This window comes from Roseomonas genomospecies 6 (genome assembly GCF_008365375.1).
Classification (GTDB): domain Bacteria; phylum Pseudomonadota; class Alphaproteobacteria; order Azospirillales; family Azospirillaceae; genus Azospirillum.
The window spans coordinates 108,742-131,100 of the sequence record NZ_QOKW01000004.1 but is presented as its reverse complement, the minus strand read 5'-3'; the positions used below and the strand labels follow the sequence as shown (position 1 = coordinate 131,100).

General features: G+C 69.6%; 18 protein-coding genes. 6 read left to right on the top strand and 12 right to left on the bottom strand.

Annotated features, from left to right (window positions below):
• Positions 1-45: 45 nt before the first annotated feature.
• The 3 genes from DS843_RS07215 to DS843_RS07205 all read right to left on the bottom strand — a co-directional run bounded on the left by DS843_RS07215 (position 46) and on the right by DS843_RS07205 (position 3,788).
• Positions 46-1,023 (bottom strand): alpha-E domain-containing protein, encoded by a 978-nt coding sequence (locus tag DS843_RS07215; RefSeq protein ID WP_149468214.1) that lies wholly within the window; start codon positions 1,021-1,023, stop codon positions 46-48.
• Complete coding sequence (locus tag DS843_RS07210; RefSeq protein WP_208852194.1) at positions 1,020-2,519, bottom strand: circularly permuted type 2 ATP-grasp protein; 1,500 nt, start codon at positions 2,517-2,519, stop codon at positions 1,020-1,022. Before DS843_RS07210 ends, DS843_RS07215 begins: the two co-directional genes overlap by 4 nt.
• Positions 2,520-2,717: 198 nt before the next feature.
• Positions 2,718-3,788 (bottom strand): flagellar motor protein MotB, encoded by a 1,071-nt coding sequence (locus DS843_RS07205; RefSeq protein ID WP_149468212.1) that lies wholly within the window; start codon positions 3,786-3,788, stop codon positions 2,718-2,720.
• Positions 3,789-4,028: 240 nt separating this feature from the next.
• Here DS843_RS07205 and DS843_RS07200 point away from each other — a divergent pair, with 240 nt between their 5' ends.
• Entirely contained in the window at positions 4,029-4,508 is a 480-nt protein-coding gene (locus DS843_RS07200; RefSeq protein WP_149468211.1) for a flavin reductase family protein, read from the top strand.
• Positions 4,509-4,568: 60 nt separating this feature from the next.
• On the opposite strand, the gene DS843_RS07195 is transcribed toward DS843_RS07200, so the two are convergent.
• The 4 genes from DS843_RS07195 to DS843_RS07180 form a co-directional block, all read right to left on the bottom strand.
• On the bottom strand, positions 4,569-6,524 hold the full coding sequence (locus tag DS843_RS07195) for a M10 family metallopeptidase C-terminal domain-containing protein (protein WP_149468210.1): 1,956 nt from the start codon (positions 6,522-6,524) through the stop codon (positions 4,569-4,571).
• 113 nt (positions 6,525-6,637) lie between these two features.
• A complete protein-coding gene (locus DS843_RS07190; protein ID WP_149468209.1) occupies positions 6,638-7,867 on the bottom strand; it encodes a threonine ammonia-lyase in 1,230 nt (409 codons plus the stop codon).
• Positions 7,864-10,284 (bottom strand): penicillin acylase family protein, encoded by a 2,421-nt coding sequence (locus DS843_RS07185; RefSeq protein WP_149468208.1) that lies wholly within the window; start codon positions 10,282-10,284, stop codon positions 7,864-7,866. The genes DS843_RS07190 and DS843_RS07185 overlap by 4 nt, the downstream gene beginning before the upstream one ends.
• Positions 10,285-10,515: 231 nt before the next feature.
• On the bottom strand, positions 10,516-12,822 hold the full coding sequence (locus tag DS843_RS07180; RefSeq protein WP_149468207.1) for a hybrid sensor histidine kinase/response regulator: 2,307 nt from the start codon (positions 12,820-12,822) through the stop codon (positions 10,516-10,518).
• A gap of 111 nt (positions 12,823-12,933) precedes the next feature.
• Between DS843_RS07180 and DS843_RS07175 the strand changes: the two genes are divergently transcribed.
• The 4 genes from DS843_RS07175 to rsmA all read left to right on the top strand — a co-directional run bounded on the left by DS843_RS07175 (position 12,934) and on the right by rsmA (position 16,304).
• On the top strand, positions 12,934-13,539 hold the full coding sequence (locus tag DS843_RS07175) for a hypothetical protein (protein WP_149468206.1): 606 nt from the start codon (positions 12,934-12,936) through the stop codon (positions 13,537-13,539).
• 76 nt (positions 13,540-13,615) lie between these two features.
• A complete protein-coding gene (locus DS843_RS07170) occupies positions 13,616-14,437 on the top strand; it encodes a lytic transglycosylase domain-containing protein (protein WP_149468205.1) in 822 nt (273 codons plus the stop codon).
• 33 nt (positions 14,438-14,470) lie between these two features.
• Positions 14,471-15,316: an alpha/beta fold hydrolase gene (locus DS843_RS07165; RefSeq protein WP_167525235.1), complete on the top strand. Its 846-nt coding sequence runs from the start codon at positions 14,471-14,473 to the stop codon at positions 15,314-15,316.
• A 118-nt stretch (positions 15,317-15,434) separates the two neighbouring features.
• Positions 15,435-16,304 (top strand): 16S rRNA (adenine(1518)-N(6)/adenine(1519)-N(6))-dimethyltransferase RsmA, encoded by an 870-nt coding sequence (gene rsmA / locus DS843_RS07160; RefSeq protein ID WP_149468203.1) that lies wholly within the window; start codon positions 15,435-15,437, stop codon positions 16,302-16,304.
• A 202-nt stretch (positions 16,305-16,506) separates the two neighbouring features.
• On the opposite strand, the gene gmk is transcribed toward rsmA, so the two are convergent.
• Positions 16,507-17,145: a guanylate kinase gene (gene gmk, locus DS843_RS07155; RefSeq protein ID WP_149468202.1), complete on the bottom strand. Its 639-nt coding sequence runs from the start codon at positions 17,143-17,145 to the stop codon at positions 16,507-16,509.
• Positions 17,146-17,173: 28 nt separating this feature from the next.
• Positions 17,174-18,040: a YicC/YloC family endoribonuclease gene (locus DS843_RS07150; RefSeq protein WP_149468201.1), complete on the bottom strand. Its 867-nt coding sequence runs from the start codon at positions 18,038-18,040 to the stop codon at positions 17,174-17,176.
• 123 nt (positions 18,041-18,163) lie between these two features.
• Between DS843_RS07150 and DS843_RS07145 the strand changes: the two genes are divergently transcribed.
• Positions 18,164-18,925: an SDR family NAD(P)-dependent oxidoreductase gene (locus tag DS843_RS07145; RefSeq protein ID WP_149468200.1), complete on the top strand. Its 762-nt coding sequence runs from the start codon at positions 18,164-18,166 to the stop codon at positions 18,923-18,925.
• Positions 18,926-18,934: 9 nt separating this feature from the next.
• Here DS843_RS07145 and DS843_RS31075 read toward each other — a convergent pair whose 3' ends face one another.
• The 3 genes from DS843_RS31075 to abc-f all read right to left on the bottom strand — a co-directional run bounded on the left by DS843_RS31075 (position 18,935) and on the right by abc-f (position 22,263).
• Positions 18,935-19,447: a class I SAM-dependent methyltransferase gene (locus tag DS843_RS31075; RefSeq protein WP_167525220.1), complete on the bottom strand. Its 513-nt coding sequence runs from the start codon at positions 19,445-19,447 to the stop codon at positions 18,935-18,937.
• A 246-nt stretch (positions 19,448-19,693) separates the two neighbouring features.
• The gene (locus tag DS843_RS07135) at positions 19,694-20,371 is read right to left on the bottom strand and encodes an exopolysaccharide biosynthesis protein (RefSeq protein WP_149468199.1); all 678 of its coding nucleotides are present in this window, start codon (positions 20,369-20,371) and stop codon (positions 19,694-19,696) included.
• Entirely contained in the window at positions 20,368-22,263 is a 1,896-nt protein-coding gene (gene abc-f / locus DS843_RS07130; protein ID WP_149468198.1) for a ribosomal protection-like ABC-F family protein, read from the bottom strand. The genes DS843_RS07135 and abc-f overlap by 4 nt, the downstream gene beginning before the upstream one ends.
• Between the last annotated feature and the right edge of the window lie 96 nt (positions 22,264-22,359).

Genomic DNA, 22,359 nt, shown 5'->3' with positions numbered 1-22,359 from the left:
GTGGCTGTTGGGCTTCGGCGATCGAGGCTTGGGCGGTCGGAGAGGTTACTGGGACTGGCTCTGGGTCATGGGGACGGTGCCCTGGCCGAAAAAGGCGCGTCCGATCTCGTTGGTGATTCCGCAAAGCTGGCCCTGCACCCAGTCCAGATACTCGTGCAGGCCGACCTGGATCACCTCTTCGATCGGGCGGGCCAGAAGCGCGCCGAGCAGTTCGTCCACCTTCTCCATCGCCTCACTGCCGTTGCGCAAGGTGTAACGGGACTTCATCCGGGTCAAGAGGCCGTCGATCTGTCGCACACACATCACAACGGACCGCGGGAAGCCCTCGTTGAACATCATGAAGCCGGCGACCGTGGTGGGCGACATGCCCCGCGGGTAGACGCGCCGGAAGGCGTGGTACCCCGCGGCGGAGCGCAGCACGGTGGTCCACTGGCTCATGTCCAGGGTGGAGCCGACCACCAGCGGGGAGGGCAGCAGCGTGTGGTACTTGATGTCGAGCAGGCGGGTGGTCTGGTCCGCCCGCTCGATGTACTTGCCGAGCTGGTAGAAATACCAGCCCTGATCGCGGTAGAAGGTGCCCTCGGTGATGCCGGTGTGGGTCTGGCACTCCTCCTTGATCCAGGTGCAGACCTTGGACAGGTTGGGCAGGGCCACGTCCTTGCCGTTCATCTCCACCAGCTTGTTGTGGAACACGTTGATCTGCGTCCACATCTCGGTGGAAATCCAGGGGCGCAGGACGCGGGCGTTCTCCCGCGCCATGCGCAGCATGGACACCAGCGAATTCGTGTGCTGGGTGTCGAACATGTAGTAGTGGACCACCGCCTCCGCCGTGGGGCGGTCGTGGCGGCTGAAGAAGTCCTTCTCGTCGGCGTTGAGCTGGACGATGGAGAACCAGTTGGTCATGCCCCGCGTGTCGCGCGCGAAGGTCTCGTGCACGTCCAGGATTCGGGCGAGATTCTCGGCGCGCTCCATGTAGCGCGCCATCCAGAAAATGCATTCGGCGTAACGGGCCAGCAGATTCACGACGCGCTCCCTTCCTGTGCCCCATCCTGGACATTTCCATCCTGGAGAACCCAGGTGTCCTTGGACCCGCCGCCCTGCGACGAGTTGACGATCAGCGTGCCCTTCTTCAGTGCCACGCGGGTCAGGCCGCCGGGCAGCACCCAGGTGTTCTTGCCCGTGATGGCGAAGGGGCGCAGATCGACGTGGCGGGGATCGATGCCGTCGTCGGTCACGGTGGGGCAAACCGACAGGTCGACCACCGGCTGGCTGATGTAGTTGGCCGGATCGGCCAGCAGCTTCGCCCGGCAATCCGCCAGTTCGTCCTTGCTGGCGCGCGGCCCGATGGTGATGCCGTATCCGCCGGCCTCGCCGACCGGCTTCACCACCAGCTTGTCCAGGTTGTCCAGCGTGTATTGCAACGCGTCGGCCTCGCGGCAGATGCGCGTGTCCACGTTGGGGATGATCGCCTCCTGGTCCAGGTAGTATTTGATCATCCGCGGGACGTAACAGTAGATCGCCTTGTCGTCGGCCACGCCGGTGCCGACGGCGTTGGCCAGCGCCACGTTGCCCTTGCGGTAGGCTTCCATGATGCCCGGCACGCCCAGCATGCTGTCCGGGTTGAAGGCCTTGGGATCGAGGAAGGCGTCGTCGATGCGGCGGTAGATCGAATCGACGCGCGCCAGACCGTTGGTGGTCTTCATGTAGACGCGGTCGTTCTCCACCACCAGATCGCGGCCTTCGACCAGCGGCACGCCCATCTCCCGCGCCAGGAAGATGTGCTCGAAATAGGCGGAGTTGTAGGAGCCGGGCGACAGCAGCACGACCTGCGGATCGGCCACGTCCTGCGGCGCGATCTCCATCATCGCGTCCAGCAGCCTGTGGCCGTAGTTGTCCACCGGGCGGATGCCGATGTCCTGCATCAGGTCGGGGAAGACGCGCTGCATCATGTGGCGGTTTTCGACCACGTAGGACACGCCGGACGGTACGCGCCCGTTGTCCTCCAGGACGCGGAAGGTGCCTTCGCGGTCGCGCACCAGATCCGTGCCCATGATGTGGATGTAGGTGTCGAACGGCACGTCCAGCCCGATCATCTGCGGGCGGAAGCAGCCGTTGCCCAGCACGAGGTCGGCGGGGATCACCCCGTCCTTCAGGATCTTCTGGTCGTGGTAGATGTCGTGGAGGAAGAGGTTCAGCGCGGTCACGCGCTGGGTGATTCCCGCCTCCAGATGCGCCCATTCCCGGGCCGAGATCACCCTGGGGATGATGTCGAACGGAAGGATGCGGTCCACGGCGTCCTTGTTCGAATAAACAAGGAAGGTGATGCCCAGATTGTAAAGCTCACGCTCGGCGTCCTGCGATCGCCGCAACAGATCCCCGAAGTTCAGACCGGCCAGTCTCTGCCGGATGAGCGCCGTATGTTCGGCTGGACAATCACGGCCTCCGAACAGTTCGTCGAAATAAAGGCCGGGATCATAATTCGTCAAAAGGTCAGTCGCCTTGCCTTCGGGTACGCTCACAGACTCCCCCGCAGCTAACGCCCTTGATTGACCGATGCCGATTGGCAATGGTGTCTGCCGCGAAGTATGAACCATTGCTTCGCCTTTTGAACAGGGCAAACATTCCCGGCGTTGTGCGACGCAATGACAAAACAAGAAGGGGTACGGACAAAGGTAAGGAACTAACGCCTTGGTACCGGTGACTGACCGGCTTTGGTATCAACGCGGAGCGGCGGCACCACCCGCAGGCTCGCCTCCGGTCTTGCTTTCGCGCAGAAGGACCATGCTGATGCGGCGGTTGCGCGGGCTGCCCGGCTGGTCCGGCACGAGAAGGTCGCGGTCGGCGCGCCCGATCACGTCCTGCACGCGTTCCTCCGGGATGCCGCCCGCGATGAGCGCGCGGCGCGTGGCGTTGGCGCGTTCCGTGGACAGGTCCCAGTTGTCGCGCCCGGCGCCGGAGGTGAAGGGGGTCCCATCCGTGTGGCCGCTGATCGACAGCTTGTTCGGCAGCTTGGCGAGCGCCTTGGCCACCTGCATGACCAGTTGGCGGGTCTGCGGGTACATCTGGCCCGACCCGCCGGGAAACATCGACACCCGGTCCTGGTCCACGATCTGGATTCGCAGCCCCTCCGGCGTCTGGTCGATCATCAGGTTCTGGGCCAGCGGCTCCAGTTCCGGCACGGACTGGATGGCCTGCCGGATCTCGGTGGCCGCCTGTTGGAACTGGCGGGCCTCCTTCTGGGCATCCTGGAGCTTCTCGCCGCCTTCCTTCACGCGCTCCGCGAAGTCGGACAGCCGTTCCCCCGGCTTCTGGCCGGGCATGCCGAGTTGCTTGGCCTGCTCCTCCAGCCGCTTCTGGTAGTCGAGCCGCGACTCGTTGGACTTCTGCTCGGTCGGCGAGGAGGGCGGCGGGGCGGCGTCCGTGGGGTCGTTGGCCTCGTCGTCCTCCTGGGTCGAATGGCCGGGCGGGCCGGAGACCGGAACATCGGCGGACATCGGGGACGAAGGGGAGATCTGGGCGCCCGGCGCCGTGATGGTGCGCCCGCCCAGCATGCCGCCGGACCCCGAATTCTCGCGGCTGACCGACATGGGGGAGAAGTAGTCCGCGATGCCCTTGCGCTGGTCCGAGGTGGTGACGTTCAGCAACCACAGCAGCAGGAAGAAGGCCATCATCGCCGTCACGAAGTCGGCGTAGGCGACTTTCCAGGCGCCGCCGTGATGGCCGCCGTGGCCGCCCTTCTTCTTCTTGATGATGATCGGCCGTTCGCCGCCGGACGGGTTCGCTGACATGAAGCCTTGCTGGGTGGGACCTTGCGGTTCGGGGCCTTGGGGCCTGCGGTCGGGAATTCCTGGCCGGAGCGGGCGTCCGGAGGTTGGCCGCTTATCCTTAAGATCCGTTTAATGCGGCGACCGGGCGCGGTCCCCGGCGGGGAGGGGCAGATGCGGCTTGCACCGGCGGTCCGGCTGGTTTAATCCCGCCTTTTGCCGCCGTTCCCCCGCCCCAACAACCGACGAGCCACACAGGCCGCCATGACCTTCGACTCTCGGGCCTTCCGCAACGCCCTCGGATGTTTCGCCACCGGCATCACGGTCGTCACCACCGTCGCCCCGGACGGGGAACCGATCGGCGTGACCGTGAACTCCTTCTCGTCGGTGTCGCTCGACCCGCCGCTGGTGCAGTTCTGCCTGGGCCGGGCGGCGATGTCGATCGACGCCTTCACCGCCGCGCCGTCCTTCGCGGTGAACATCCTGGCCGAAGGGCAGACGGACCTGTCCACCCGCTTTTCCCGCCGCGATCTTCAGGAGCGCTGGGACGGGGTGGGGGTGGAGCGCTGGGACAGCGGCGTGCCGATCCTGACCGGCTGCCTCGCCAACCTGGAATGCGACCGGGAGCATGTGTACGAGGGCGGCGACCACGTCATCATCGTGGGCCGCGTGCGCCGTCTGGCCGGCAGCGAGGACGGGAAGCCGCTGCTCTATTTCCGCGGCGCCTACGCAACGCTTCCCTGACGGCCCGCCCGGTGGGGAGGGCGCCCGGACAAGGACCGGACGCCCGTCGGCCAAGGGGCGTTACTTGAGGATGAAGGCGAGGTAGCTGGAGCCGTTCACGTCGCCGGGGGTGACGAAGACCGCGCCGGAGGACCTGCCGGCGATGGTCATGCTCATGTCGATGCTGCCGTTGTTGTCGAGGTCGATGTGCGCGGTGGCTCCCTTCGCGCCCTCGGCGCCGGCCATCTCGGCCCAGGTCAGCTTGGACGTGCCTTCCTTCCAGCCCCAGGCGGTGACCCATTCCCCCGCCTCCAGATCGGTCACGGTGGACCAGGTGACGGCGCCGCCGCGCCCATCCACGAAGAAGGTGTCGCTGCCGCCGCCGCCGGTCAGGTAGTTGGAGCCGATGCCGCCGTCCAGCACGTCGTCGCCGCTGCCGCCGTCGACCGCGTCATCGCCGCCCACCGTGTTGATGAAGTCGGCAAGCTCCGTTCCGACCATCGCCTCACCGTCGCTCTGGCCGATGTGCATGTTGCGAAGCCAACTCACCGGGCCGGAATAGCTGTCCATCGCCACCTCGGTGCTGACGCCGCCGCGGTTGACGTAAAGGCGGCGCGAGGGGTCGATGGGGGTGGGAACCGGGGGCTCCTTGATGGGATTGCCAACGCGAGCCGGAATGATCGACGGGGCGTCCGCAGCGGCGAAGCTGCGGTCGGTGAAGGACAATTGCTCGATCCCGTGCAGGGTGTCGCTGATGCCCAATTTGGGAATCGACAGGATCAGGGCGCCAAACAGGCTGTAGGCATAGGCGTCGGTCGAAGCGGCGGCGTAGACGGCGGTGTCGTTGCCGAGGCTTCCGTCGATCCAGTTGCTGCCCGCTCCGCCGATCAGCGTGTCGTCGCCGGAACCCGCCATGATCCAATCGTTGCCGGCCCCGCCGTCGATCCGGTTGTGGCCGTAACTGTAGGTCATCATGCCGCCGGTCCCGGTGACGGGGAAGGCGGACGACCCCATGATGGTGTCGTTGCCGGCGCCGCCGATGACGTTTTCGATGACGACGCCCTTGGCGATGACGGCGTTGTTGTTGATCGTGCCCGCCATCAGATCGATGTTCAGGCCGCTCAGCGCCGCGGAGGCGTCCAGGGTGTCGGTTCCGCCGGCGTCCCAGATCGCCGCGGCCGCGAGCGGCCCGTCGATCCGATAGACGTCATTGCCGGTCCGCGTGTTCAGGTTGGCCCCATACCAGGATTGCAGAACCTGGATGTCCGCCGCCATCGGCCCGACCGGGTTGAACGGCGTTCCGGCGGGCAGGCGGGAGGCCGGAGGCGTGACCGACATCATCGTCCAGCCCGTGCTCCACACGCCGTTCTCGGTCCGCGGATCGCCGCCGGCCACAGTGGCATCCCCGGGTTCGAAGCTGTAGGAGAGGCCGAGGGCGCGCCCCACCTCCCGCAGGACCGTCGCGTAGCCGCTTCCGCCGGCGGCGTTGACGCGGTCGGCATCGAAGGCGACCAGACCGCTGGACAGGGTGGCGGCGGACGGGCCGACGGCGTAGGAGGCCGTGTTCGGATTGCCGTCCAGTTGGGCGTCGTCGATGAAGCGCAGATGGCCGACCAAGGCGCCCGAAGCGCCGGGCGCGCCGAGCGGGCCTCCGGTCGCCGACTCGGCGATTTCCACGAAACGGATGTTGGCGACGTCGGCGATGCTGGCCAGGGCGCCGCGGACGGCGTTGCGGAAGGCCGCGCCGAGAGGCGCGGGGGTTACGCCCGCGGTGGCGACGGCGGGACCGCCGGTCTCATGGAAGGAATAGGTGAGGGTGACCGGTGCCGCAGCCTGGGCGGTGCCCCACTTCGCCCCCGACAGGATGGGGGTGAGGGACGGATCGGAGATCGTCTGGGGAGCCGTGACGATGCCGGTCCGGGGAAGGGCGGGATCGCATCCCAGCGGTCCGCCGTCGATGTCGGTGGCGGGACGGTCGGCGGCGGTCAATCCGTAGACGGTTGCAACGGTGGCGGGAACCCAGGGGGCGGCAGGCATGCGCGGACATCCTAATGGAGACTAATTCCTGGAATTCCCTCTATCACAGGATGCGCTGCTTGGGTGAAGGGACGACTTGAGAAGGAAGCCGGGCTGCGGCATTCCATCGCATGTCAGGAGATGTCGGTCATCAGCTCCGTCGGAAATCCCGCCTCCTCCATGCGGGCGACGAGGCGTTGGACGTGGCTGCGCCCGCGGGTCTCCAGAACCACGTCGATCTCCGCCATGCGCACCGGCACGTCGTGGAACAGGCGCTGGTGGTGCACCTCCACGATGTTGGCGCCGGCCTCGCCCAGCAGGCGCGCGACGCGGGCGAGCGCGCCGGGGGCGTCGGTGATGCCGATGCGCAGCCGCACCATGCGCCCCTCGTAGACCAGCCCGCGCGTCAGGACCTGCGCCAGGATGCGCGCGTCGATGTTGCCGCCGGACACGACGACGCCCACGCGCCTGCCCCGGAACCGCTCCGGATCGTCCAGCACGGCGGCCAGGGCGGCGGCCCCGGCGCCCTCGGCGACCAGCTTCTGGACGGTGGCGAGGCGGTAGACGGCCTCCTCCAGCCGCGATTCCTCCACCTCCACCACCGCGTCCACATGCCGGCGGACAAGCGGCAGGGTGACGGCGCCGGGGGCCTTCACCGCGATGCCGTCGGCGATGGTGGCGCCGCCGCAGGCGATGGGCTGCCCGGCCAGCGCCTGACGCATCGACGGGAACATGGCGCATTCGACGCCGATCACCTGGATGCCGGGCTTCAGCGCCTTGGCCGCCACCGCCATGCCGCCGATCAGCCCGCCGCCGCCCACCGGGACCACCAGCATGTCCAGGTCCGGCGCGGCCTCCAGAAGCTCCAGCGCCGCTGTGCCCTGGCCGGCGGCGATCAGCGGGTCGTCGTAGGGGTGCACGAAGACCAGCCCCTCCCGCTCCGCAAGCTCGCGCGCGTGGGCCGCCGCGTCGCTCAGCGTCTCGCCGTGCAGTTCGACGCGGGCGCCCAGGCTTTCCGTGCGCTCCACCTTGGTGAAGGGGGTGAAGGCGGGCATGACGATGACCGAGCGGATGCCCAGCCGCGTGGCGTGGCAGGCGACCGCCTGGGCGTGGTTGCCCGCCGACATGGCGATCACGCCGGCCCGCCGCTCCGCCTCGTCCAGCGACAGCAGCTTGTTGAGCGCCCCGCGCTCCTTGAAGGAGCCGGTGAGGTGCTGGTTCTCCAGCTTCAGCACCACCGAGCAGCCGGTGATCTCCGACAGGCGGGGGGAAGCTTCGGTGGGGGTGACGGGAAGGCGGTCCCCGATCCGGGCGGCGGCGGCGCGGATGTCGTCCAGGGTCAGTTCGGGGACAGGCTCGGTCATGGGGAACTCCCTGGGTCGCGGGGGGAAAGCGTCAGCACCCTGGCTCCCTCGCGGGCCAGGGTGCCGCGGTCGCCGGTCAGCCGCAGCCCCGCGCCGTCGCGCCATCCCTGAACGAGGTCTCCCCAATGGGGCGACAGCGGGTTGCCCGACTGGCCGGTGGCGATGGAGAAGCGGGAGTTGCCGAGGTCCGCCAGATCGTAGACCGCGCGCAGCCCCGGCCCATGCACATGGGAAAAGGGGGCTTGCGGGTCGCGCACGCGGGTGGTGCCGCGGTTGACGGTGAAGGCGCCGCCGCCGGTCGGGATGGACAGGTCGAACCACGGACCCAGCAGCGGCACCCGGCCCAGCAGACGGTGGTTCAGGGCGGCCTTGTGCTCCGCCCCCCAGCGCCATGCCGCCATGTCCGTCCCATGGCGCCGCTCGATCTCCGCCAGCGCGGATTTCAGCGCCCCGGCCAGCATGACGGTGCAATCCTCGCGGGCCGGAGTCGTCCGGTCGTCGCACCACTGCGGCGCCCGGGTCAGCACCCGGTGGAGGGCGCGCGGGCGCAGGTCCCAGTAGCCCTGGAACAGCGGCCCCAGCTCTTCGGCGAAGACGCTGCGGACCAACTCCCGCTCCCACCAGGAGAAGATCAGCGGCTCCGCCCGGTCGCGGTCCATGCGCCCGTCCCAGCCGGCCAGACGGTCCAGGGCGGCGCGGGCCTGCCCGTTCAGGTCGGGCACCGCGCGAAGCGGCTCCAGCATGAGGGGCAGCAGGTCTCGCGCGGGCAGGGACAGCTCGTCCATCTGCTGGGCAGCGACCTCCTCCACCGTGTGCGGGCCGTCGCCCAGCATCTGCACGATCCGCTCCGCGCGGGCGGGGTCCGGCCATTCGGTCGCCAGGGCGTAGGGATAGCCGGGGCCGACCACGGCGTTGTTGGCGTTGACGAACTGGCCCGACGGCGGATCGACCGCCTGGGGCAGGGCGTCGAAGGGGATGTAGCCGACCCAGTCATGCTCGCCGGTCCAGCCCGGCACCGGCACGCGCCCGTCGCCGCCGCGCCGCACCGGAACCAGGGCGGGGGACAGGAAGCCCAGCGTGCCCGCCGTGTCGGCGTAGAGGACGTTCTGCTGCGGGGCGACGTGCAGGAACAGCGCCTCGCGCACAGCGGCGGCGTCGGCGGCGTGGTTCAGCCGATACAGCGCCTCCGCCGTGGTGTCGGCGGCGGTCAGGCCGGGAAAGGCCAGAGCCAGCACATGGCCGTCCGGCGCCGCCGCGGCGGCTTCCGGCGTGGTCAGCACCGGACCGTGCCTCGTCTCCCGAACGGTCAGTTGCTCGTCCGGCTGGCCGGCGATGCGGATCGTCTCGCTGCGGGTGTCGAACGGCGCGCTGCCGTCCGGGGTGAGATAGCGGGTGGAATCCTGCGGGTCGATCTTCTCGATGAACAGGTCCTGGGTGTCGCTGTGGGTGGTGGTGAAGCCCCAGGCGACCCGCCCGTTGTGCCCCAGGACGTGCAGAGGCACGCCGGGGATGGTCGCCCCGGCGATGCGGTGCTCGGGGGTCACGATCCGCGCCAGATACCATAGGATCGGCGCCTCCAGCCCGAGATGGGGGTCGTTGGCGAGGATCGGCTTGCCGGTCGCGCTGCGCGCCCCGGTCAGCGCCCATTCGTTGGACGCGGTGTCGAAGCCGAGGTCGGGCAATGCCGCCAGCGCCCCTTGCAGGTCCATCCCGTCCAGCGCGGCGGCCAGGGTCACCGGGGCGGTGGGGTCGGACTCGGGGAACAGGTCGCGCATCTGCTCCGGCGACAGGCTTTTCAGGGCGCTGGCGCGGAACAGCTCGTCCCGCGAATCGCCGGAGAGCTGGAGCGCCATCAGCTTGCCCCAGACGAGACTGTCCGCTGGGCGCCAGGGCTCCGGCGTGTGGCGGAGGAGCTGGAACTCGATGGGCAGCGCCTCCGCCCGCGTCTCCATCCAGGCGTTCACCCCCGCGGCGTAGGCGTCGAAGGCCGCGCGGGCTTCCGGCGACAATTCCTCGTAAGCCTCCTCCGCCCGGCGATAGACGCCCAGCGTGCGCATGGAGCGGTCGAGCCGCAGCGCCCAGTCGCCGAAGCGGGTTCCGACCAGCTCCGCCAGCCGCCCGGCGCCGCTGCGCCGCATCGTCTCCATCTGCCACAGCCGGTCCTGCGCATGAACGTAGCCGAGCGCGAAATAGGCGTCCCGCTCGGTCGCGGCGAAGATGTGCGGGATGGCGTGCCGGTCGCGCAGGATCTCCACGGACCCTTCCAGTCCCGGCAGGGTGGCGGCGCCTTCGTAGACCGGCATCTGCTGGCGAAGCCACAGCAGGGCGCCCCCCGCCGCCAGAACGGGAACCACGGCCACCAGTGCGAGAAGGGCAAGCAGGATGGCCAGGGGCTTGCGGACGGCGCGGGGAATCATCGGAGACCGGGTCTTATGAGGCTTCTTGGAACGGCCCCCCATACATGGGTGCGGGGAGGGGGCGGGGCTATGCCTTTCAGTCCCCTCTCCCGTCCCGGGAGAGGGAGGGGCCCGCCGCGAAGCGGTGGGAGGGTGAGGGTAGCGCCGAGAATCAGCGTCTTGATCCTCGTACAACCCTCACCCGGCCCTGCGGGCCACCCTCTCCCGGGGCGGGAGAGGGGAAGGATCGGGCTACGCCGCCGACGTCAGGGCGTTGCGGAGGTCTTCCGGGGCCACCGGCTTGTGCAGGAGGCGGTGGCCGCTCTGCAGGACCTCGGCGATTCGGGCGGGATCGGTGTCGCCGGTGAGCACCAGCGCGGGGACGCGGACGCCGCAGACGCCGTAGATGTCGCGGATGGCCTGGAGCCCCGTCCGCCCTTCGCGCAGGCGGTAATCGGCGACGATCATGTCGGGGCGCTGGCCGAGGCTGGTCAGGGTCCCCACCGCCTCGTCGGCGGAGACGGCGGCAACGACCTCGTACCCCCACTCCTCCAGCATGGTCCGCATCGAGAGCAGGATGATCGCGTCGTCCTCCACCACCACGACCAGCCCCTTGCTGCCGTTGGCGGCGGGCTGGGCGGCGGGGCGGCAGGTCTTCATCACCGGACGCGCCGCGACCGACGGAACGGTCAGGCCGAAGGCGCTGCCCCGCCCCGGTTCGGAACGCAGGGTCACCCCATGGCCGAGCAACCCGGCCAGCCGCCGCACGATGGCGAGCCCCAGCCCCAGCCCCTTGCGCCGGTCGCGCTCGGGGTTGGCGAGCTGGGCGAACTCCACGAACACCTCTTCCTGCTTGTCCTCGGGGATGCCGATGCCGGTGTCCAGAACCTCGATCCGCAGGCCGTTGCCGGTGCGGCGGCAGCCGATCAGCACCCGCCCGCTCTCGGTGTAGCGGATGGCGTTCTCCACGAGGTTGCGCAGGATGCGCTCGACCAGGGCGGGATCGCTGCGCGTCCAGGCGCTGGTGGGGACGACGCGCAGCGCGATCCCGACCTCCTCGGCGCGGCCCCGGTACTCCTCCCCCAGACGGTGCAGCAGCGGCCCCAGGGCGAATTCCGTCACCGCGGGGGTAACCACCCCGGCGTCCAGCCGCGACACGTCCAGCAGGCTGTCCAGCAGAGCGCGCAGGCCGTTCAGGGATTCGCTCATGCTCGCCAGCAGGGGGGAGGCGGGGTGGCCGTCCAAGCGGTCGGACAGGGCATGGGCGAAGAAGAACAGGGACTGCACGGGCTGGCGCAGGTCGTGGCTGGCGGCGGCCAGGAACTTGGTCTTCGCCATGTCGGCGCGCTGCGCGTCGTCGCGGGCGGCCAGGGCCTCCTCGCGGGCGCGCTCCGCCTCGGCCTTGGCGCGGTGCAGGGCGTCCTCCGCCGCCTTGCGGGCGGTGATGTCGCGCATGATGCCGGTGAACAGGCGCTGCCGCCCGTCGTGCCATTCGGCCACCGACAGCTCCAGCGGGAAGGTGGAGCCGTCCTTGCGCCGGCCCTCCACCTCGCGCCCGATGCCGATGATCCGCCGCTCGCCGGTCTCGCGGTAATGGGCCATGTAGCCGTCATGGGCGTCGCGGTGCGGGTCGGCCATCAGGATGCGGACGTTCGCGCCGATGGCCTCCGCCGCGGCGTAGCCGAAGGTCGTCTCGGCGGCCCGGTTGAAGGATTGGATGGTGCCGGTCTCGTCGATCACAACGATGGGGTCCACGGCGGTGTCGACGACGGCGCGGTAGCGCGCCTCCTGCCCCTCCGCCCGTTCCGCCGAGCGGCGGCGGTCGAACAGGACGGAGGCGAGGCCCAGCGACAGGATCAGCAGCGTCCCGACGCCGGTCCCGACGGCCAGGGTCGGCGTGGACAGCACCCGCCCGGAAGCGTCCTCGGCGGTTGAGGCTGGCTCCGGGACGTGCACGTGACCGTGCCCGGCGGCGCTGGCGGCGGCCATGCCGGTGTAATGCATGCTGACCACCGCAGCGGCCAGGACCAGCGCGCCGGACAGGCGCTGCAGGGAACTGGCCGTGCGGAAGGCGAGCCACAGCGCGGCGGTGGAGGCGGCGACGGCGATGACCACCGACACGATGACCAGCACGGGGTCATAGACCAGCGGCACCGGCATCCGCATCCCCGCCATGCCGACATAATGCATCGACACGATGCCGAACCCGGTCAACATGCCCGCCACGGCCAGGGTCAGCCAGCGGCCCCGCTCCCAACGGTCCCGTCCGTGCGCCACCGCGAACAGCCCGGCCCCGGACACCGCGACGGCCAGAAGGAAGGACAGACCGGTCAGGGGGAGGTCGTAGGAGACGGGCATCGGCATGCGCAGCGCCATCATGCCGATGAAATGCATCGACCAGATCCCCGCCCCCATGGCAAGCGCCGCGGCGCCCAGCCAGCCGTTCCGTCCCCGCCCGGCCTCCCGCGCGTGGGAGGCGAGGTCCAGGGCCACGTAGCCGCCGAAGGAGGCAACGACGACCGACAGCGCGACGAGGTAGGGATCGTATTGGCCGAGCACGATGGGGCACACCGGGAGTAGCCGAAGGAGCAGACGCAAATTGTTACATAGTCGAAGACCGTTTCGAACCCAACCCGACGAAGCGCCCCCGCACGTCTGACGAAAGACCTAATGGCTACCTCGAAAGGGAATTCCACCTCTCACGCATTCGTCCGGACAGCGGGCGCGCTGCTGCGCCGCTTCCTGCTGCGGCCCCTGCTGACCGCCGCGGCGCTGGTCTATTTCCTGATCGACGCGGTGGCGCTGGAGGCGCTGCGCCCGCTGGCGGCCTGGATCGGGCGGCTGCGTGTCGCGGAACGGTTGGCGGCGCGCATCCGCCGGCTCGGCCCCTACCCGACGCTGGCCCTCTTCCTGATCCCGCTGGTGGTGCTGGAACCTTTGAAGCCCCTCGGCCTCTATTGGATGGGAACCGGCCATCCGGTCCAGGGCGCGCTGCTGCTGGGTGGCGTGGAGCTGGTGAAGGTCACGTTGGTGGAGCGGCTGTTCCACATCGGAAAGGACAAGCTGCTGACCATCCCGGCCTTCGCCTGGTGCTACGTCCGGGTGGTGCGCTGGCTCGCCTGGCTGAGCGCGCTGCCGCCCTGGCGGGCTGCGAAGCGGGCGGTGCGGCGGGTGCGCGAGGCGATCCGCCCGGTGCTGGCTCCGGCGCTTGGGATGATCCGCGGCTGGGCGCGGGCGGTGCGGCGCCGTCTCCAGGCGGTGTCGAAAAAGGGGTAATCCCCTCCTGCGCTTGCCGCATCTTACGGGCGATCGCATATGACTTCGGTTTTGCAGACGTCCCAAGGCCCCGCCCGTGCGCGCAGCACCCCTCCTCCTCGCCTGTTTCCTCGCCGGTTTCGGGGCCCTGTCGGCCCCCGCCGCCCTGGCCGCGGGCAAGTCCGGCGCCGTCTCCTCGCGGGAAACGCGCATGGCCGATTGCGAGGCGGCGGAGAAGGGCGATCCGGAGGCCGCCTATCGCACGGCGCGGCGGTTCCTGTTCGGGGTCGGCGTGAAGCGCGACCGGCGAGTCGGCACGGCGTGGCTGCGCGCCGCGGCGTCGCGCGGGCACAAGGAGGCGCGGCGGCTGGTCGCCTATGTGCCGGGGCGCATGGGCCATGTCCGCCCCTGGTGCCGCCCCGGCGCCGCCCCCCTGCGCGAGGCGCTCGCTCCGCCGCCGGAAATCGTCGCGCTGGTGCACAAGACCGCGCCGCAGTACGGGCTGGACCCCGCGCTGGTGATGGCGGTGATCCGGGTGGAAAGCGCCTTCCGCTCCGACGCGGTGTCGCCGAAGGAGGCGGCGGGGCTGATGCAGCTCATCCCCGACACGGCGGAGCGGTTCGGCGTGTCCGACGTCTTCGACCCCGCCCAGAACATCCGCGGCGGCGTGCGCTATCTGCGCTGGCTCTTGGCCTATTTCCAGGGGGACGTTACGCTGGCCCTTGCCGGCTACAACGCGGGCGAGCGGGCCGTGGACCGTTTCCGGGGCGTTCCGCCCTATGAGGAGACGCGGAACTACGTGCGCGCCATCCGTCGTCTGTACGACGCGCCGCGGCATCCCTTCGACGCCGCGGCGGCGGAGCCGTCGCCCCTGGTCACCCGGCAGGCGGCGGAGCTGGCACGGCCCGGCAAGGGCTAGAACCGAATCAACAGGGAGGGGCCGCCCGTGCCGATGTCCGAACGCAGCTTTCTCGGTCTCAGCGCGGCGGGGTTCCACCGCGTCGCCTACACCCAGTGGGGACGCGAGGACGCGGCCCGCACCGCGCTGTGCGTGCATGGCCTGACCCGCAACGGACGCGATTTCGACGCGCTGGCGCTCGATCTGGCGGACCGCTGGCGCGTTGCCTGCCCGGACGTCGTCGGGCGCGGCCGGAGCGGCCGGCTGAGCAACCCGGCGCTCTACGGCTATCCGCAGTACTGCGCCGACATGGCGGCGCTGATCGCCCGGCTGGGGGTGGAGACGGTGGATTGGGTCGGCACCTCCATGGGCGGGCTGATCGGGATGCTGCTGGCCGCCCAGCCGAACAGCCCGATCCGACGGCTGGTCATCAACGACGTCGGCCCCTTCATCGGCAAGGCGGGTTTGCAGCGCATCGCCGATTACGTCGGCAAGGACCCGGTGTTCGAGGATCTGGCGGCGGTCGAATCCTACCTGCGCTTCGTCCTGATGGGTTTCGGGCGGCTGCCCGACGAGGCGTGGCGCCATATGGCGGAGCACAGCGCCCGTCCGCGTCCGGACGGCTGCTACGGACTCGCCTACGACCCCGCCATCGCCGAGGCCTTCAAGGCGCAGCCGATGGAGGACGTGGACCTGTGGGCCGTCTGGGACCGCATCCGCTGCCCGGTCCTGGTGCTGCGCGGCGCCACCTCCGACATCCTGCTGCCGGACACGGCGGAGGAGATGACCCGCCGCGGCCCCAAGGCCCGGCTGGTGGAGTTCGCCCACACCGGCCACGCCCCGGCCCTGATGACCGAGGACCAGATCGCGGTGGTGCGCTCCTTCCTGCTGGAGGACTGAGGTCTGGAGGAATGAGGGAGTACCCCGGCATGCGGCCCGGAATCGGGCTGGATGAGGCGGCGTTCCGAAGCGAAGCGTGAAGGTGACGTGCGGCGTCGACCGTCCTATAACTGCGGCCATGACCGACGCCACGCCCGATCCCGCACCCATGACTCCCGCCTTCGACCCGCAGGCCCTGCCGCCGCTGCGCGACGTGATCGCCCGTTTCGGGCTGGATGCCCGCAAGGCGCTGGGGCAGAACTTCCTTCTCGACCTCAACCTGACGGGCCGGATCGCGCGCTCGGCGGGCGACCTGACCGGCGTGACGGCGGTGGAGATCGGCCCCGGCCCCGGCGGCCTGACCCGCGCGCTGCTGGCGACCAAGGCGAAGCAGGTGATCGCCATCGAGCGCGACCACCGCTTCATCGAGGCGTTGCAGGACGTGATCCAGGCGGCGGACGGGCGCCTGTCCATCGTGGAGGCCGACGCGCTGGAGGTCGATCCCATCGAGATCGCCCCGGCCCCGCGGGCCATCGTGGCGAATCTTCCCTACAACGTGGCGACGCCGTTGCTGATCGGCTGGCTGGCGCGGATCGAGGAGTTCGTCAGCCTGACGCTGATGTTCCAGAAGGAGGTCGCGGACCGTCTGGTCGCCAAGCCGGGCAGCAAGGCCTATGGCCGCCTGTCGGTCATCACGCAATGGCGGTCGGACGCGCGGGTGCTGTTCAACCTGCCCGCCAAGGCCTTCACCCCGCCGCCGAAGGTGGCCTCCACGGTCGTCCATCTGACCCCGCGGGCCAACCCGGAACCGGCGGAATGGAAGGCGCTGGAACAGGTGACCGCCGCCGCCTTCGGCCAGCGCCGCAAGATGCTGCGCCAGAGCCTGAAGAGCCTTGGCGGGGATGCGGAGGCGCTGTTGGCCGCCACCGGCATCGAACCGACCGCGCGGGCGGAGGAGGTGGATGTGGCAGGGTTCGCGGCGCTGGCGCGGGCGTTCAGGAAGGGGTGAGGTCTTGCCCCCTCCAGGTCTTTGCCCCCTCCCTGGCCCTCCCCCGCTTCGCAGGGGAGGGGATTAAGCTCCCTCTCCTGCGAAGCTCTCGCGCAAACCTTCGGTTTGCGCTGACGCGGCAGGCGGACCATAGGTCCGCCGAGAGCGGGGGAGGGAAGGGGCCCGCGGCGAAGCCGTGGGAAGGGTGGGGGCAACAGCGCCCTTACAGTGCCGCCTGAACGCTCTGCACGAAGGCCGGCAACCCGACCTGCCGCGTCCGCCGCAGGCGTTCGGCGCGCAGGATGGCCTGCACCGCCGTGACACTCTCGTCCACGTCGTTGTTCACGATCACGTAGTCGTACTCGGCCCAGTGGCTGATCTCGTCCGACGCCTTGGCCATGCGCTGGGCGATGACCTCCGCCGAATCCTGGGCGCGGGTGTGCAGGCGGCGCTCCAGTTCCGTGCCGGAAGGCGGCAGAACGAAGACGCTGACCAGATCGTTGCGGGCGTTGGCCGCCAACTGCTGCGTGCCCTGCCAGTCGATGTCGAACAGCACGTCGCGCCCGGCGCCCAGAGCCTGTTCCACCGTGCTGCGCGGCGTGCCGTAGCAGTTGCCGAACACGCGCGCGTGCTCCAGCAACTCGCCCTGCTCCGCCATGCGGTCGAACTCCGGCAGGTCCACGAAATAGTAATCGACGCCCGGCTGCTCGCCGGGGCGCATCGGGCGGGTGGTGACGGACACCGACATGGTGATGCCGGGATCGCGGTCCAGAAGGCGGCGCGAAATGGTGGTCTTGCCCGCCCCGGAGGGGGAGGACAGCACGAGCATCAGGCCGCGCCGGGAAATGGGCTTCGCATTCATGGTGTTGGGGCGTTCATCGTCGTCAGCGTCACTCGATGTTCTGGACCTGCTCGCGAAGCTGCTCGATGGAGGCTTTCAGCGACAGGCCGATGCGGGTCAGCTCCACGTCGGCGGACTTGGAGCACAGGGTGTTGGCTTCGCGGTTGAATTCCTGGCACAGGAAATCGAAGCGGCGGCCGATGGCGCCCCCTTCCGCCAGCATGTCGCGGGCGGCCTGGATGTGGGCGCGCAGGCGGTCCATCTCCTCGCGCACGTCGGCCTTGGCGATCAGGATCGCGGCCTCCTGCGCCAGACGCTCCTCCGGCAGGGCCGGCGCGGCGTCGAGCAGGGCGGCGACCTGATTGCGCAGCCGTTCGCGCAGCGCGTCGGGCTGGGTGCTGGCGCAGGCCGAGGCGGCGGTGATCAGCCGTTCGATCTCGTCGAGATGGCCGTTCAGGACGGTGACCAGACGCGCCCCTTCCGACAGGCGGGCGGTCACCAACTCGCCGATCAGCCGGGTGAGGTCGGCCTTCAGCGCGGCCTCCACCCGTTCCCGCGCCTCGCCCTCGTCCTCCTCCACCGGCTCGATGATGCCGCGGACGGCGAGCAGCGAATCGAGCCGCGGCGGGGCGGCCCCGGCGCCCTCGATCTCGCGCGCCAACTCCAGCACCTGGGCCAGAAGCTCCCGGTTGATACGGAGCTGGGACACCGACTGGCTGCGGGTGACGGTCAGGTTCAGGTTGACGCTGCCGCGGGCCAGACGCTTCGGAATCTCGGCGCGGGCGGCGGCCTCCAGCGTGTCGAAGCCGGCGGGCTGGCGGCAGCGGATGTCGAGGTTGCGCCCGTTGACGCTCTTCACCTCGAAGGTCCAACCGTAGCCGTCGGCATGGCCGTCCACGCGTGCAAAGCCGGTCATGCTGGAAACAGCGGAGCGTTTGGCGGGCAAAGCGGCCTCGACGACTATTTGTGGGATCGCAGGGCTCAGGTTATAGCGTCGGGGAGCGACGGCAACAAGCGTCAGGGACAGGGGGAAAAGGGCATGCGCGATCCGCGCTCGATCGTCATCACCGGGGCGTCCAGCGGCATCGGGGAGGAATTGGCCCGCGCCTACGCCGCGCCGGGCGTGACGCTGGCCCTGACCGGGCGGGACTCCGCGCGTCTGGAAGCGGTGGCGGAGCGCTGCCGCGCGCAGGGCGCGACGGTGGAGACGGCGCTCGTCGATGCAGCGGACCGCGAGGCCATGGCGGCGTGGCTGACCGCTTTGGACGCCCGCGCGCCGGTCGATCTGGTCATCGCCAACGCGGGCATTTCCGCCGGCACCGGGGGCGGCGTGGAGAGCGCCGAGCAGGCGCGGCGCATCTTTCAAGTGAATGTGGACGGGGTGTTGAACAGCATCCACCCGCTGCTGTCCGGCATGCGGGCGCGGCGGCGCGGCCAGATCGCCCTGATGGCCTCGCTGGCCGGCTTCCGCGGCATGCCCGGCGCGCCGGCCTACTGCGCCAGCAAGGCGGCGGTGCGGGTCTACGGCGAGTCGCTGCGCGGCGATCTGGCGGGGCAGGGGATCGGCGTGACGGTGATCTGCCCGGGCTTCGTGAAGAGCCGGATGACCGCGGTGAACCGCTTCCCCATGCCCTTTCTGATGGAGACGGACCGCGCCGCCCAGGTCATCCGGAGTGGCCTTGCCCGCAACAAGGCCCGCATCGCCTTCCCCTGGCCGATGGCCGCCGCCGTGTGGCTTATGGCGGCCCTGCCGGCGGGCTTGACGGATGTCCTGCTGCGGCAGGCGCCGCGCAAGGGGTGACGAGGGGGATTACGGCTTCGCCTTCCAATAGCCCCAGACGGAGGCCGGCGGGACGTTCAGCGGGGTGAAGCCCAGCCGCTTGCCCTTCACGCCGAGAGCGCGCTGGTTCAGGGGCGACACGAGGCCGTAAGTGTAGAGGACGAAGCGCCCGCCTTCGGGAAGGATGCGGAAGCAGGCGTCGACCACCTCCTTCTGGGCGCGCATCGGCAGGTTCAGCATGGGGATGCCGATCACCACCGTGCCGACCTTGCCGACCAGAGCCGGGCCGAGGATGTCGGCGGCCTTGCGGCAGTCGTCATGGACGACGTTCACGTCCGGGTAATGGCCGCGCAGAAAGCGCGACAGGTGGTCGTCGATCTCGAAGGTGAAGATGCGGTTGCCCGGAATTCCGCGCTGAAGCAGGGCCTTGGTGATCGCGCCGGTGCCGCCGCCGAATTCCACGACGACCTGATCGGGTGCGCAGAGCACCTGCTCCCCGATCAGCCGGCAGAGCGCGCCCGAGGACGGTGTAACGGAACCCATCGAAAGGGGATTTGCCAACCAACGCTGGAAGAAAAGCCACGCGGCCGGCGGCGTCTTGCCGCTTTTTCGTTTTTCGGCGACGGTGATTTCCGTTGGTGTCATGATCGGCCTTTCGCCGTTGGCTGTTGAGCGTTTTTGCCCCGGGGCTAAACAAGCAAGAGCCCCAGGGGGTCCCGAACCTAACATTCCCTGAGCGCACTTATGTCGCATCCGGGGTCACCCCGCAACCCGGCGGACAGGCGGAAGCTATGCCGTGAAGGTGGAATAGGACGGCGCAAGGGCCAGCAAGGTCTGCCCGGCGTAGGACAGGCTGCTGGCGACCAGCGCGAAGAAAACCAGGGCGGCCACGGTGAGCGCGAGACTGACCGCCACCGCGTTTCCGTCGCGCTCGATCAGGCCCAGCGACAGCAGGACCAGGGCGAATCCGGGCAGCCATCCGGTCAGTGGCAGCGGCACCATGCAGGTCAGCGACAGCAGCAGGACCAGCACGCCGAACCAGCGCTCCCCGTCGATGCTGGCGAAACGGCTGTTGCGCGGCTTCAGCATCTTCTCGATGGCGGTCAGCCGCGGCATGGCCTTGTCGATCATGCGGACGGCGAGCTTCCGGCTGACCGACCGGCGCAGCACCCAGCCGGGCAAGGCGGCGCCGCGCTTGCCGAAGGCCATCTGGGCCGAAAAGAGCAGGATCGGCAGGTCGAACAGGCAGGACACGCCCAGCGGAACCGGCGCGATCGTCGGCAGGGACAGCGCCAGCAGGATCGTGCCCAGCGACCGGTCGCCCAGCGCCTGGATCAGATCGCCCAGCGACACCCGCCCGTCAGGCAAATTGGCGCGGAAGGCGGCCAGCACGTCGGATGTGCGCTCCTCCGCATCCTCCGCCGCTATGGATGCGCCGGTGAGGGCCACGTCGCGCGGCATGCTCATACGCCGGCCTCCGCCGCCGCCGTCTCGTAGGCTTCCAGATGCTCCAGCCACGCCTCCTCGGCGGCGGACAGCTTCTTGTCCACGACGCCCAGGTCGATCTGCAGCTTTTGCAGCTTGTCGCTGGGACCGCTGTAGAGGGCCGGATCGGCCAGCTTCGTCTCGATCTTGCGCTTCTCCTCGGTCAGCTTGTTGACCTGCGATTCCGCGTCGGTGGCCTTCTTCTTCAGGGGTGCCAGGGCGGCGCGGGCCTCCGCCGCGGCGCGGCGCTGGTCCTTGCGGCTGGCCCCGGCGTCCGCCGTCTCCCCGCCCTTCGCGGCGGCGCGCTCGGCGCGCGCGCGGTCCAGCAGGAAGCGGCGGTAGTCGTCCAGGTCGCCGTCATAGGGCTGCACCGTGCCGTCGGCGACCAGCAGCAGCCGGTCGGCGGTCAGCTCGATCAGGTGGGGATCGTGGCTGATGAGGATGACGGCGCCCTCGAAGCCGTTGATCGCCTCGATCAGCGCCTCGCGGCTGTCCACGTCCAGATGGTTGGTCGGTTCGTCCAGCATCAGGATGTGCGGCGTCTCGCGGCTCATCAGCGCCAGAAGCAGGCGTGCCTTCTCGCCGCCGGACAGGTCGGAGATGCGGGTTTCCGCCTTGCTCTGCTGGAAGCCGAAGCGGCCCAGATGGGCGCGCACCTTCTCCTCCGGCGCCAGCGGCATGATGCGCTGGGTCTGCTGGATGGGGGTCAGCGACAGGTCCAGCTCGTCCTGCTGGTGCTGGGCGAAATAGCCGACGCGCAGCTTGGTCGGGCGCTTCACCTCGCCGGCCATCGCCTCCAGCCGTCCGGCCAGCAGCTTCACCAGCGTGGACTTGCCGTTGCCGTTGGCGCCCAGCAGGGCGATGCGGTCGTCCATGTCGATGCGCAGGTTGACGCGGCGCAGGATGGCGCGATCGCCGTAGCCGATGGTCACCCCGTCCAGGGCGATCAGCGGCGGGGCCATCTCGTCCGGCTGGGGGAAGTTGAAGACGACCTCGGCGTCGTCCTCCATCAGCGTGATGGTCTCCAGCTTCTCCAGCGCCTTCAGGCGGCTCTGCGCCTGACGGGCCTTGGTCGCCTTGTAGCGGAAGCGTTCGACGAAGGCCATCATGTGCTTGCGCTTGGCCTCCTGCTTGGTCGCCATGGCCTGCAACCGCTCCATGTTGGCGCGGCGCTGCTTGAGGAACTGGTCGTAGTTGCCGGCGTAGGTCACCAGCTTGCCCTGGTCCACATGGATGGTCGTGGTGGGCACCGAGTTCAAGAGATCGCGGTCGTGGCTGACCAAGAGGATCGTGTGGGGGTAATTCTTGAGATACCCCTCCAGCCAGATGGTGGCCTCCAGGTCGAGGTGGTTGGTGGGCTCGTCGAGCAGCAGCAGGTCGGGCCGGGCGAACAGCACGCCGGCCAGCGCCACGCGCATCCGCCAGCCGCCCGAAAAGTCGGAGCAGGGCCGGGCCTGCGCGTCGGCGTCGAAGCCCAGGCCGGAGAGCACCTGGGCGGCGCGCGACGGCGCCGAATGCGCCTCGATGTCGGCCAGCCGGGCGTGAATCTCCCCGATGCGCATGGGGTCGGTGGCCGTTTCGGCCTCCGCCAGCAGGGCGGTGCGCTCCGTGTCGGCGGCCAGGACGGCGTCGATCAGGGTGGTGGCGCCGCTGGGGGCCTCCTGCGCCACCATGCCGATCTTGGTGCCGGTGGGCACGCCGATGGCTCCGGCGTCCGTCTGGAGCTGGCCGGCGATGAGCTTCAGGAGGGTGGATTTTCCGGTGCCGTTGCGGCCGACCAGCGCCACGCGGTGGCCCTTCGACACGACCGCGGTGGCGCGGTCGAACAGCACCCGTCCGCCGTAGCGGAACGTCAGGTCGTTGATGTGCAGCATATCGGCGCCGGTTTACCACGGGGACACCCCGATTTGAAGCGGGACCCGCGGGGCAACTCCTCATGGCAGCCGCGCGGAGGCGCGCGTACGGCCTCA